The sequence below is a fragment of the Acinetobacter zhairuonensis genome (genome assembly GCF_022601715.1).
Taxonomy (GTDB): Bacteria; Pseudomonadota; Gammaproteobacteria; order Pseudomonadales; family Moraxellaceae; genus Acinetobacter.
This window is the reverse complement of sequence record NZ_JAKVIM010000001.1, coordinates 267287-279804: the sequence shown is the minus strand read 5'-3', so window position 1 is coordinate 279804 and position 12518 is coordinate 267287. Positions and strand designations below refer to the sequence as shown.

Below are 12518 nucleotides of genomic sequence, written 5' to 3'. Positions count from 1 at the left end.
CAGTATTTATGAAATCATTACGCTATTTTGATGATAAATACAGCGGCATTGCTTGAATTTTTACGCCAAACCTGTATACCTTAAATCTCTACCGCAATATTTCGTTTTGGATTTCACAGTGACCCAAAAACTTGAACAGATGAATTCATCTTTATCTACCAACCTTTCAAATAATAATTCACGAGATCCTAAAAACCATCTGATGACAGCCTTCGAGCAAGCAGAAATTCAGAACACTTTAAATCAAACCCGTTTAAAACCGGAACAGCTGACACATATTCCGAATTTAACCAATATTCCTACTTCAACCAAACGCATCAAACCTCTGAATAATTTTCTTGGTCAAGACCGTGCCCGTGCTTCAGTCGAAGCTGGAATTGCCCTGCCTTATTCTGGCTATAATATTTTTGCGGTCGGGACTGCGGGTTTAGGTAAACGCACCATGGTTAAACGCTTGTTACAGCAACATGCCAAGACCATGCCGACACCAAATGACTGGATTTATGTCAACAACTTCAAGTCACCACGCCAACCCATCGCACTACAACTACCTGCGGGACAAGCACCTAAATTCCAAAGCATGTTGCATCAAACATGGCAGACTATCTTAAAGCAACTTGAACGTCGCTTTACCGCGGAAACTTATCACAATCGTATTGAGCTAATTCAGCAACAAACAGGCGATGAACAACAGCAAGCTTTGGTCGATTTAACCAAAGAAGGTGCAGAACTTGATTTAAAACTGGTGACACGCAATGATGAACATTGCTTTATCCCAGTTCATATAAAAGATGATCAACTGGTTGAAATGTCGCAACAGGACATTGATGCGCTGAGCAGTAAGCAGCGTGCTGAAATTGTCTCCCATATGCGCTATATGGATAAAAAACTCGAGCGTTTAGGACTGCATTTGGGCGATCTTGAAGATGATGCCCGTGACAAAGTCCAAGAGCTGAATCGGGAAATTGCCAACCAAGTGGTGATGCCGCGCATTGACCTACTCTTGAATAAATTTTCAAAAGTTGAAGGTCTGGCGGATTACCTTAAATATTATGCGGAAGACATTATTAACAATGTCGAAATCGTGCTTGAGCAAGAAGAAGATGATTTCAGCCCTGGTCTTTTTAGCCGAGTACCTGCGCGCTATCAAGCCAATATTATTGTTACTTACAAGCCGAATAGTGGCGCCCCTGTCATCTTTGAAGACTTCCCAACACATTACAACCTGTTGGGACACGTCGAACAGCTCACGCAAAATGGCACCATTACCACAGATTTCACACTAATTCGCCCAGGTGCGCTACACAAAGCCAATGGCGGCTTCTTGATGCTTGAAGCGGAGCAATTGCTTGAGCAACCTTATGCTTGGCAAGGTTTAAAACGTGCGCTCAAATCTGGCAAGTTGAAACTGTCTTCTTTAGAACATATGTTGACGCTCACAGGCAGCATTTCAATTGAGCCTGCTGCGATTCCGCTGAATATTAAAGTCATTTTATTGGCTGAACCAGAAATCTATTACGAGATTCTGGAACTTGAACCAGAGCTCGGCAGTGTGTTTAAAATTCGTGCAGACTTTACCGATACGCTGCAACGTAATGACGACAATGAACAAGCCTATATGCAGCTCATTGCCGACTATGTTCAAGCCGACAAATTATTGCCTTTTGATCGTTCAGCTTTAGCTGCCCTACTCACGGATTCCAGCCGTCAAGCGGAAGACCAAAGCTCGCTATCCCTGCATGCCTTAACCTTAGGCGATTTGATCCGTGAAGCACATCATCATGCCGCGCAAGCAGGTGACAAGATGGTGGCTGACAAGCACATTAATACCGCGCTACAGCATCGCCAATACCGCTTGGGCTATTTGCGTGAGCTCTATTGGCAGGACCTTTCACGTGGTACACAACTGATTGAAACCCGAGGTCATCGTCTTGGACAAATCAATGCTCTGTCTGTTATTCACTATGCCGATGTTGAGTTTGGTTTACCTTCTCGCCTAACCGCCTCTGTCTATCAAGGTGGTGGTGACATCCTCGATATTGAGCGTAGTGTAGAACTCGGTGGTTCATTGCATGCCAAAGGCATACTGTTAATGTCCAGCTTCTTAAAAGCGCATTTTGGTCGTGAGCAAATCCTACATTTCTCTGCGGCGCTTGCTTTTGAACAAAGCTATGGTCAGGTCGATGGAGACAGTGCAACTGTGGCTGAACTCTCCGCACTGATTTCTGCAATTAGCCAATTACCAATTGACCAATCATGGGCAATTACTGGATCGATGAACCAATTGGGTCAAGTACAACCTATTGGCGGTGTAAATGCCAAAATCGAAGGCTTCTTCGATGCATGTAAATTACAAGGTCTTACAGGTAAACAAGGAGTAATTATTCCACGTCAAAACATGCAACATTTAATGTTACGTCTAGATGTTCGTGAAGCTGTTGAGCAAGGTCAATTCCACATTCATGCGATTGATATCATTGATCAAGCCCTTGAAATCTTAATGGCGCGCCCTGTAGGGACACTGGATAAAAAAGGTCGTTATAGCAAAGGCTCAATTTACGCAGCGGTCATGGAGCAACTAGAATATTGGCAAGCCATCGAAGATGGTGCGGAAATTGAAGAAGAGCCGAAGAAGAAAAAGAAAAAAGCTAAAAAGGGCAAGAAAAAAGTCAAAGCACCAACGGAATTAACTGATGAATTATTGAAAGAAGGTAGTGAAGCGGTCGAAGTTTCAGCCAGTCAATCCAATCTTAATCATTAATTCGGTACTGTGAAGAATATGAAACCAGCTCTCGTGGCTGGTTTTTTATTTTACAGAAAGCAAGCGAGTATAAAATATGCAAATAAGCAATGTAAAATCGATAAGCTATTTTATTTAAACATTTTTTTGCTATTGTAGGATGCGAAAACCCAAATGAAACTTGAGAATAAAATGTACATTTATACTTTTAACAATGTACATCACAAACATATGACTGCGTAAAATGAGGCAAGGATGCGCGAAACCAATCACGAAATTATTCAATTATTCAAACAACATGTTCATCCTCTATCATCCAAACTTACTGAAATGTTGAATGAACATTTTTCCCACCAAACAGAACGCAGAGGCTGTGGCTACACCCAAGCGACTCGTGTGTTGGCAGACTATATTAATAGCCCCAGATTGTCGCAAGACTTTGTTGACTTAAAATTATTTGACCAGTTTGATAGCAAAACACTGAAAACTCTCCTTGAGCAATCACAGTTTCAGATCTCAGATTGGCATAATCTCGATCAAAATCCAGCGGCTCAAGCGCTACCCGACTCGACTGCATCAGAATTAAAGAACGAAATTCAACAGCACATCTCGCTTCAGCAACAATTGCGAAATATTTCTACACATGCACAGCTCGAAGAAAGCAAACTGCTGTGTGACCTGATTAGCGATATTATTTTGCCAAGAAGCAACACTCAGACAGGCTTGGTAGAATTAACTGCCCTATCCGAGAAGCCCAAGGTTGGCTCATGCCCTATGGCGGAAAATTTTTTCCTGAAAATTGCCCATGGTCGTATGCTGAGACAGGGTGAAATCAATATTTTTGTCGATGAGCAGCAGCAGCCTATTTTGTTAGAAAAACTGAATATGGGTGACAACCACTCCTGTATCAGTTTAAAGCCTGTATTGATGAATGGCGTGTGTTTACCTGCAGGTTCTTTGTTTTCTGTCGATTATGATCGTGACTTGATTACAGACAAAATTCCAAACCAGAAGTTTAAGGGTTTTGTGTTGCCTTATTCTGCGATTAATGGATTCTGGTTTTTACGTCTGACCACGCTTGCAGTTTCTCCAGAAAACCGTGCACGTGCATTTACTACCCATTACCAACAGCAAGTCGATAATGGATTATTTAGCCCAGGAACGACCCAACTTCAACAATTACAGGATATTGCTTTAATGCAAATTCAAGGTTAGCCCCATGCTACAGGTCTGTTACTCTCCTCAGTATTATGCGCAAACCCATACCAATAGTATGGAAAAACTAACGGCGGTTGCTGAGGCATTAAAACCGTTGGGTATTGCACAGTTTCATGTACCTGAGCATCTGCCGATAGAAATTTTTAAGCAACTACATGCGCCTGAATATGTAGATGCATTTCATACAGGGACTCCTGAAAAAATGGCGACCTTTCAAGGTTTCAAACCTTGGAATACTCAACTGCGTGATGCAGTTTATCAAATTAATGCTGGACAACTTCTTGCCGCAGAACTGGCGTGGAAACACCAAGTTTCAGCCAATATTGCCCAAGGTTTTCATCATGCTGTGTATGAGTTTGGCAGTTCATTTTGCACCTTTAATGGCTTAGCCCTTATTGCAGAGCAATTTCCAAATAAACGCATCTTTGTCTTGGATTGTGATCAGCACGGCGGCAATGGTACAGCTGAATTCACCAAACGCTACGACAACCTATTTAACTACAGTATTTATGGGCTGGCATTTGGTTGCCCGACTTATGAACGTGCCGAGACAAGTCACATCCATAAACATAACGGGAACTTTAGCCAGTATATTTTGGCGATTCATGATGCGTTCAAACGCGCTATGGAATGGAATGCTGATCTGATTGTCTATCAAGCAGGCATGGATTGTCATCAGGATGACCCTTGTGGATCTTCTTGGTTTAGCACTGAACTGATTGAAAAACGTGATGAAATGATTTTTCGACTGGCAAAAAAGAACAATATCCCGCTAATGTTTGTCTTGGCTGGTGGCTATCAGGCTTTACCAGAATTGGTAGAACTGCATGTCAGTACTTTTAAAACAGCGTATACAACCTATTATACAAAGCCATAAGCCACAAATAAAAATGCCAATGTGAAAACACATTGGCATTTAAAAATCTCAGATTTTATTAAGAAAAATCTAGACCTTTTTCAAAACCTTTCAATTCATAACGCGCCATCGCCAAGTTTGATTTAGAACGATCAAGAACCAAATACAAGAATAAAGTCTCATTGGTGTCTAATGGGCGGATCAAGTGGTATTGCTTGCCCAAAGTAATCAAAATATCTTCAATATTATCATTTAGTTGCAAAGCTTTTGCCACTTTACGCTTAGAACGAATAACTTCTGTATTACCTGCAGAAGCAAGTTCTAAATCTACACCAGTCCCCTGAGTAGCCAAAGCAAGACCACTGTCGCTATCGACCAATGCCGCTGCGACAAAACCATCTAAACTTGTTAACGCATCTAGACTAACACGTGCCATTTCTTGTTTCCTCTTGATATGGGAATTACCCCGTTAATATTATTACAAGGCGCAGATTATTTATAAGCCAAGTTTTTTGCGTAATTTTCCAATAAAGCTACGTAATTTATGACGTTGGCCAGATTCTACTTGTTTTGTATCTTCCTGAAATTTCACTTCATTTTGATCTACAAAACGCCCCAGTTGCAGTAAAACAGCACAAGATACAAAATTCAATATCCGATCATGACTTAAATCTAAAAACTGTTTTACATCGCTTATTTTTGCACCACATGAGAAACAAGCAGCCATTTTTAAGTATTCTTTACGCTTCAGATCGCGTTCAAATTGCGGCCAAATATCCAGTTTAAAATTTTGCTTGAGCTCAACATTTGGTAATTCTAAAGCAGTTGATTGACTTAATACTTTCCATAACCAAGCTCTTAAATCATGCACTTCTTTATTTTGCGTTATATCTTGAACAAACTGGGCTGTCGCATAGGTCTGATTAAGGCTTGCATTAAACAGAATGGTTTCACCTGCTTCAACCCAGACACGTTCTGTGCGCGTATCAATCAAAGCCAAAAAGCCGTGTGCATCATACAATTGAATAAAGCCATTTCGAGGCGTAAAAATCTCAGCCATCACCCGTTCAAGCGGCACTTCGACTTGAGGCATATAAGACGATGATACAAACGTTTTTTTCAGCTCTATGCTTGGCAAAGCAAACCTCATGGAGCCTTCAGGCACCAACTTGTCAGATAACCATTCATGTAAATGCTCTAAATCTGAAAAAGGATAAAAGAGTTGATCACCAATAATACGCCCCGCATGTTCAACTTTTTTGACGAGACGCAGATAAGCAATGCGTTGATCGTTTAGCACCTTTTGAATGCCTGGTGCATTAAAGAACACATCATTCACTAGCAACAAATCAATTTTATTTTCAGCCAAATTGACCCATTTCACCTGAATTGATGAAGGAAGTGCGAGTAATACCTGAGTTTTAATCTGATCTAATGTACTTAGATTTAATCCGAATACCGCAATATTTAAGATGTTCTTCATTCCCAATTAACCATAATTTTCAAGATTTAAAAACACATCCATGCACTACTGACCCCATCTCTAGGTACATCATTCATCTCATTCAAATAGATGCCAGAGCGAAATCCATTTGAGCCAACGCTTCACTTAATTTCTGGAAGTGATAGCGCATTTGCCCAATTAATAGGTCATGGTCAGTCACTGCTATTAGCACCATTGGAAATTGAGGATGGTTCACCGCAGATAGAAACACTTTTCCACTTTCCGCATCCAGCGTGATTGCTTGACAACCGACTAATTGAATTTCGGAAATAAACGCTGCAACCATCGCCATGATGGAACTACTGACTGCCGCAATTTTGCCGTGATTATCCAAGTTCTTTTTTGAAGCTGTTGCCAACTCAAAGCCATCGGAAGAACACAGCATGACAAATTCAATTCCACTGATTTCATGCAAGAAGTTTTGCACTGCCACACGGCTTCGCTCTTTCATTGCTTGCGGTATTTCACGTGAAAACGACATTACTCCTCCCCTTAATTCACAGCCAGCATTTGACATTCAAGCATGGCAATCAAGGATTCGATTAGCAGCAAAACATCATCTTTTACACGTGCATCTACAGCAAAAACAGGATAGTTTTTATGATGGATCTGCATCCAGTCTCGATAAACCTTGAGCTTTAAGTCGTCTACCTGATCCATATGAGTAATTCCAATCACAATACTGGAACCATATTTTTCAAATGCACTTAAATAGAATTCGAGATCTAGCAATCGTTCTGCACGACTATGATCAATTAACACCACGATGCCAATTGCACCTTTACAGACAATTGACCACATAAAATCAAATCGGTCTTGCCCTGGGGTGCCATATAAACCAATCAGCGTGCCATCCTCTAAACCAATTTCGCCATAATCAATGCCAACAGTCGTTAAAAGTTTAGTGTGCGCTTCAACATCGGTATTGACGGCTTCAGTACTAATGACATTTACGTCAGAGATCGCCTTAATTGCAGCCGACTTCCCAGCCCCCATCGTTCCACCAAAAACAATTTTGTACTGTTGCAAAATCATAGATCAGCCGTCAATTAAAGTGTGATTTGTTTCACATTATATCCAAATTAATTTGTTTAAAACATCATTATTCAACCATTTTATAAATTTTTTGTTACATATTTCCTTAATTTTTATAAGGTTTTAACTTCTCATCTTATAGTAAAACCAAATTTATAAAACATCATAAATAACTGTTTTTAAATACAATTAATTAGTAATGATTGATTCAATCAAGGTTATAAGCAATTGGCATTATTGCTCATTTGGCATCTATCAAATTTAAGCTACTGCATTTATTAGATGGATTAAAATATAAATGAAATTATTTATCTTTATTAAACTATTATTCAACCAACTTAAAACCTACTTCCATCTCAACACATTTTAAAGTCCACCTCGGCATCGAATCCTATTTTAAAATTTTTAAGTTCATCAAATGTGCGTACTTTAATTTCTCAAGTTTTAATTGCACTTTCATATAATTTTTTTACCAACAATTACATATACTTAACATTTTAAGATCATTATTTATTCATTTTTACTTTATATTTTGTCTATCCCGATGTGGATAAAACAACTAAAAGGAAACTTCTTATGAATAAATTACTTGTTGCTTTAGGTCTTGCTGCTGCTGTTACTCTAGTTGGATGTAGTAAAGAAAAACCACCTGAAACGGGTGCCACCACAGGTGAACATTTAGAAAATGCCGCTGAACAAGCAGGTCATGACATGCAAAATGCTGCGAGTGAGGCTGCCGCACAAACTGAAGCTGCTGCAAATGAAGCTGCGAATAAAATTGATGCCGCTACAGACGAAGCTGCTGCCAAAACGGAAGCAGCTGCGAATGATGTAAAAGATGCAGCTAAAGATGCAACAGCACATGTAGCGGGCGCTGTTGAACAAGGTGCTGGCGATGTGAAAGAAAAAGCACAACAGTAAGTCTACTGATCTAAAAAACACCCTGATCAGGGTGTTTTTTAGTATTTAAAATTTGAAAACAAAAAGAAAAGTATGGAAAGATAATTTCATACTTCGAACTTAGATAATATTGAGACATATTTCTCGATTAAATAATGAATATTATTTGCATATTTTGAAGCACTTAGGCACAGTAAAATAAACATAAGGAGCCTGATGATGTCTTTATTAGAACGACTAGAAATTAAACATCCGTTTTTTTTAGCCCCTATGGCAGGCGTTTCTACTCCTGCACTCGCAGCAGAGGTTTCTAACCAAGGCGGATTGGGTTCTTTAGGCTTAGGTGCAAGTAGCATTACTGCAGCACGCGGGCAGATACTCGCCACTCAAGCTTTGACGGATGCACCTTTCCAAGTCAACTTTTTCTGTCACGACAGTCAAAAATTAGATCGTGAAATTACAGCACAATGGCTTGACTACTTAGCCCCGCAATTTGAGCGCTTCAATGTATCAGTTCCAGCAGAGCTCGAATGTATATACCCAAGTTTTTTAGACAATGATGATTTTTTAAATCTCGTTCTTGAAACCCGCCCGAAAGCTGTGAGCTTTCATTTCGGTATTCCAAATGCTCATCAAATTACGACCTTAAAAGCGGCAGGTATTCTGACTATGGTTTCTGCCACCAACTTACCTGAAGCACAAGCCATTGAAGCTGCTGGCATAGACATGATTATTGCCCAAGGGATTGAGGCGGGTGGGCATCGTGGAATTTTCAATCAGCATATCGACAGTGCAATTAAAACTTCAGATCTGGTTCAATTGCTCAGCAAAAAATGTGATATTCCCGTTATTGCCGCGGGTGGAATTATGACTGGTGTTCAAGCCCGTCAAATGTTACAACTTGGTGCTCAAGCCGTACAACTAGGTACAGCCTTTGTACAATGTAAAAGTTCAAATGCCAATGCTGCATATCGCAAAGCTCTTTTTAATTCGCCAATTACCCAAATTACGGACAGTATTTCAGGTCGTCCTGCACGTGGCTTAATTAATCAATGGCATACCGAAATTGATCTACCACTTCGCCCTGCTGTACCTGCCTATCCATATACCTATGATCTTGCCAAACAATTACATGCTGCTGCCAGCCAACAAGGCGAACATGGCTATGGCGCATATTGGGCAGGCTCTAATGTGGCGCAAATTCGTGAACTGGAAGCGGCTGATCTTATCAATCAACTGGCATTAGAATTAAGCCAGACTCAATAAAGAAAAAGCCCAGCAATTGCTGGGCTTTGAATATGTGATAACGTTTAAACATCAAGTAAATTGATTTGCTCGATTTGCACATCATGCATGGTTTGCCCTTCGCTTAAGAGTAGATTGAAATACTCTTCAACCACTTTTGCCTGTGCTGCTGTGGTTTCAACTTTGTACATATTTTGACGAAACTCATTGCTCGCACGTAGACCTTTGGTGTACCAAGCAATATGTTTACGCGCAATTCGGCAACCCGAATATTCACCGTAAAACTGATATAGTTCCGCTAAATGTCCGAGTAGAACCTCTTTAACTTCAGCAATTTGTGGCGCAGCCATGTGCTGCCCCGTTGTTAAATAATGTGCGATTTCTCTAAAAATCCAAGGTCGACCCTGCGCAGCTCGCCCAATCATAATGGCATCTGCACCCGTATAGTCCAATACGTATTTGGCTTTCTCTGGGCTATCAATATCACCATTGGCAATGACTGGAATACTAAGTAGCTGTTTAACTTCTTTAATTAAGCCATAACGTGCAGTATTTAAATACATATCCTCACGGGTACGCCCATGTAAAGCCAAAGCTGCAATTCCCGCCTGCTCTGCTCTTTGTGCCACACGCATAATATTTTCATGCCCGTTTAAGAAACCTAACCGTGTTTTCAGTGTGACAGGCACATCAACCGCAGCAACAACCTCATCTAAAATGCGTGCGACCAAGTCTTCATCTTGTAGCAAAGCGGAACCCGCGAGCTTATTACAGACTTTCTTGGCAGGACAGCCCATATTAATATCGACAATTTGTGCCCCATTGGCGACTTGATAACGTGCAGCCTCAGCCAAATCTTTCGGATCAGATCCTGCAATTTGCGCAGAAATTGGTGCCAGTTCCCCATCAAAATTCGCCCGATACAAGCTTTTTTTACTCATACGTAAGGTTTTATCAGACGTCATCATTTCACTGACTGCATGACCAGCACCAAAGTATTTACACAGTGTACGAAATGGACGATCTGTCACACCTGCCATAGGTGCAACGATTAAATTATTTGACAGTTGATAGGGACCAATATACATATATATTCATAACTTTTAATCACCAGCATAGTATACTGCATCTGCTCTATTTGCTCATCCCTTACCTATTGCCCCGAGACTATGAGAAAAACTGCTTTTCCTGCATCCCTAATTCAATCACTCAAACCATTCAGCGTATTAGCACTCTCATTCAGCCTTGTTGCGTGTGGGGATCATTCGTGGTGGAAAGATGATGAGCCAACCTTAGACAGTGATCAAATTAAACGTGTTATTCCGTCTCGCGTGAATGATCGCAGTTCATGGGCAAAAGATATTTTTGACATTACCGAGCAGCTCGGCATTCCGCAAACCAAAGACAATATTTGCAGTATTGTTGCCGTGGTTGATCAAGAGTCAAATTTTGTTGCCGATCCAAAAGTCCCTGGTTTAGGTGAGAAAGCAGTCAAAGAGGTTCAAGATCGACTGACTGAAAAATTTACCGATAAATTGGGTGAAACCATTGGCGGCACAGTGGCAGGTTATTTTGAGGAAGTTCTAAAAACTCAGCCTAGCCCAGAAGATAACTACTTAAGCCAAATGCGCCGCGTGCAAACTGAGCGACAATTGGATGAACTTTATCGTGAAATTTTCGACTATATGGCGAAGCATTACCATGTCAGCGCATTAACGGGTGCAGCCAAACTGGTTGGGCAAGATGTCGGTGAGAAAATGAATCCAATTACGACTTTGGGTTCTATGCAAGTACATATTGGCTATGCCAAAGCCCATAAACGCCAAGGCGGCAGTATTGCTGAATTACGCACCGATTTATATAGTCAATATGGTGGTTTGTATTACGGTATACACCGATTAATGATGTACTCAACCGAGTATGACAAAGCCATTTATCGTTTTGCAGATTATAATTCGGGTATGTATTCAAGCCGTAATGCAGCCTTCCAAAGCATGCTGAATGATTTGACGGCAGCCGATCTTAGCCTTGATGGCGACTTGTTGCTTTATAATAAAGATGGCTCTATTCGTTCAGCAAAGAGCGAGTCTGAACGTGAATTAATTAATGTATTTGCTCAAAATAATGTTTTAGTCACCCCTCGCCAAATTCGTAGTGACTTGAAGAAAGAAAAAGAGAAAGATTTTGAAGATACTGCAACTTATCGTGCAGTAACAAAACTCTATGAAGAAAAATCAGGCAAAAAGGCATTCTATGCCATGATGCCTCAAGTGGTCATTTCAGGACCGAAATTAAGCCGTGATTATAATACCAACTGGTTTGCCAGCCGCGTGAATGGACGTTATGAAACATGTATGCAACGGGCGAAACGCATAAAAATCTAGCATTATTCGACTTTGATGGCACTTTGTGTAAAAAAGACAGTTTTACTGGCTTCATTTTTTATGCACTATCAAAGCGACATATTGTCAAACAGGGCTTGAAACTCCTGCCATGGATTCAAGCCTACTATTTCAATGTCTATCCTGCTCATGCCATGCGACCAAAACTGTTTTATGGCATGTTTAAAGACACGGATTTCACGGAAATTCAGCATATTGCTGAAGAATATGCACAGCGTCTGATCCATGACTTAGACCCAAAATTTATCGAGCAACTACGACAACATAAAGACTTAGGTCATGATGTGGTGTTAGTTTCTGCCTCAGTCGATTTGTATTTAAAACCACTGTGTCAATTATTAGAGATTGATCTCATTTGTACCAAAACTGAAATTCGCGATGGTCGACTCACAGGATATTATCAATCTGCCGACTGCAGCCGAATGGAAAAGAAAATTCGCGTGAGTGAGCAGTACCCTATAGCCAATTACTCCACAATCTATGCCTATGGCAATAGTGAAGAAGATCTAGAAATGTTTAGCCTTGCCCAATACACGTACATGGTGGGAAAAGACCAGAAACTTCCAGCTTTGCCAGCTCATTTAAAAATGGCTTAAGGTCTAATATCAGTTTTAATTT

12 protein-coding genes are annotated in these 12518 nt (G+C 40.5%); 7 read left to right on the top strand and 5 right to left on the bottom strand.

Annotated features, from left to right (window positions below):
* Positions 1-118: 118 nt before the first annotated feature.
* The 3 genes from MKI85_RS01370 to MKI85_RS01360 all read left to right on the top strand — a co-directional run bounded on the left by MKI85_RS01370 (position 119) and on the right by MKI85_RS01360 (position 4835).
* Entirely contained in the window at positions 119-2761 is a 2643-nt protein-coding gene (locus tag MKI85_RS01370; RefSeq protein WP_241624257.1) for a Lon protease family protein, read from the top strand.
* A 234-nt stretch (positions 2762-2995) separates the two neighbouring features.
* Complete coding sequence (locus MKI85_RS01365; RefSeq protein ID WP_241624255.1) at positions 2996-3955, top strand: hypothetical protein; 960 nt, start codon at positions 2996-2998, stop codon at positions 3953-3955.
* Positions 3956-3959: 4 nt separating this feature from the next.
* Positions 3960-4835, top strand: coding sequence for an arginase family protein (locus MKI85_RS01360; RefSeq protein ID WP_241624253.1), 876 nt, complete (start codon positions 3960-3962; stop codon positions 4833-4835).
* A 58-nt stretch (positions 4836-4893) separates the two neighbouring features.
* Here the strand turns inward: MKI85_RS01360 and MKI85_RS01355 are convergent, their stop codons facing one another.
* The 4 genes from MKI85_RS01355 to MKI85_RS01340 all read right to left on the bottom strand — a co-directional run bounded on the left by MKI85_RS01355 (position 4894) and on the right by MKI85_RS01340 (position 7353).
* Positions 4894-5250: a roadblock/LC7 domain-containing protein gene (locus MKI85_RS01355; protein ID WP_241624251.1), complete on the bottom strand. Its 357-nt coding sequence runs from the start codon at positions 5248-5250 to the stop codon at positions 4894-4896.
* A gap of 60 nt (positions 5251-5310) precedes the next feature.
* The gene (locus tag MKI85_RS01350; RefSeq protein ID WP_241624249.1) at positions 5311-6297 is read right to left on the bottom strand and encodes a hypothetical protein; all 987 of its coding nucleotides are present in this window, start codon (positions 6295-6297) and stop codon (positions 5311-5313) included.
* 82 nt (positions 6298-6379) lie between these two features.
* Positions 6380-6799: a roadblock/LC7 domain-containing protein gene (locus tag MKI85_RS01345; protein WP_241624247.1), complete on the bottom strand. Its 420-nt coding sequence runs from the start codon at positions 6797-6799 to the stop codon at positions 6380-6382.
* Between the two features lie 11 nt (positions 6800-6810).
* Positions 6811-7353, bottom strand: a complete 543-nt coding sequence (locus MKI85_RS01340; protein ID WP_241624245.1) for a GTP-binding protein — start codon at positions 7351-7353, stop codon at positions 6811-6813.
* Between the two features lie 576 nt (positions 7354-7929).
* Between MKI85_RS01340 and MKI85_RS01335 the strand changes: the two genes are divergently transcribed.
* Entirely contained in the window at positions 7930-8274 is a 345-nt protein-coding gene (locus MKI85_RS01335) for a hypothetical protein (RefSeq protein ID WP_241624243.1), read from the top strand.
* A gap of 198 nt (positions 8275-8472) precedes the next feature.
* Complete coding sequence (locus MKI85_RS01330) at positions 8473-9519, top strand: NAD(P)H-dependent flavin oxidoreductase (protein WP_241624241.1); 1047 nt, start codon at positions 8473-8475, stop codon at positions 9517-9519.
* 44 nt (positions 9520-9563) lie between these two features.
* Here MKI85_RS01330 and dusB read toward each other — a convergent pair whose 3' ends face one another.
* A complete protein-coding gene (gene dusB, locus MKI85_RS01325; protein ID WP_241624239.1) occupies positions 9564-10586 on the bottom strand; it encodes a tRNA dihydrouridine synthase DusB in 1023 nt (340 codons plus the stop codon).
* Positions 10587-10667: 81 nt separating this feature from the next.
* Between dusB and MKI85_RS01320 the strand changes: the two genes are divergently transcribed.
* On the top strand, positions 10668-11882 hold the full coding sequence (locus tag MKI85_RS01320) for a DUF1615 family protein (protein WP_241624237.1): 1215 nt from the start codon (positions 10668-10670) through the stop codon (positions 11880-11882).
* Positions 11849-12496, top strand: a complete 648-nt coding sequence (locus MKI85_RS01315; protein ID WP_241624235.1) for an HAD-IB family hydrolase — start codon at positions 11849-11851, stop codon at positions 12494-12496. The genes MKI85_RS01320 and MKI85_RS01315 overlap by 34 nt, the downstream gene beginning before the upstream one ends.
* Positions 12497-12518 lie beyond the last annotated feature (22 nt).

What these genes read in the sequence shown, in the direction of transcription:
- MKI85_RS01335 (WP_241624243.1), top strand. Translation starts at nt 7,930, where the DNA reads ATGAATAAATTACTTGTTGCTTTAGGTCTTGCTGCTGCTGTTACTCTA.
- MKI85_RS01355 (WP_241624251.1), bottom strand. Translation starts at nt 5,250, where the DNA reads ATGGCACGTGTTAGTCTAGATGCGTTAACAAGTTTAGATGGTTTTGTC.
- MKI85_RS01360 (WP_241624253.1), top strand. Translation starts at nt 3,960, where the DNA reads ATGCTACAGGTCTGTTACTCTCCTCAGTATTATGCGCAAACCCATACC.
- dusB (WP_241624239.1), bottom strand. Translation starts at nt 10,586, where the DNA reads ATGTATATTGGTCCCTATCAACTGTCAAATAATTTAATCGTTGCACCT.
- MKI85_RS01315 (WP_241624235.1), top strand. Translation starts at nt 11,849, where the DNA reads ATGTATGCAACGGGCGAAACGCATAAAAATCTAGCATTATTCGACTTT.
- MKI85_RS01365 (WP_241624255.1), top strand. Translation starts at nt 2,996, where the DNA reads ATGCGCGAAACCAATCACGAAATTATTCAATTATTCAAACAACATGTT.
- MKI85_RS01345 (WP_241624247.1), bottom strand. Translation starts at nt 6,799, where the DNA reads ATGTCGTTTTCACGTGAAATACCGCAAGCAATGAAAGAGCGAAGCCGT.
- MKI85_RS01330 (WP_241624241.1), top strand. Translation starts at nt 8,473, where the DNA reads ATGTCTTTATTAGAACGACTAGAAATTAAACATCCGTTTTTTTTAGCC.
- MKI85_RS01320 (WP_241624237.1), top strand. Translation starts at nt 10,668, where the DNA reads ATGAGAAAAACTGCTTTTCCTGCATCCCTAATTCAATCACTCAAACCA.
- MKI85_RS01340 (WP_241624245.1), bottom strand. Translation starts at nt 7,353, where the DNA reads ATGATTTTGCAACAGTACAAAATTGTTTTTGGTGGAACGATGGGGGCT.
- MKI85_RS01350 (WP_241624249.1), bottom strand. Translation starts at nt 6,297, where the DNA reads ATGAAGAACATCTTAAATATTGCGGTATTCGGATTAAATCTAAGTACA.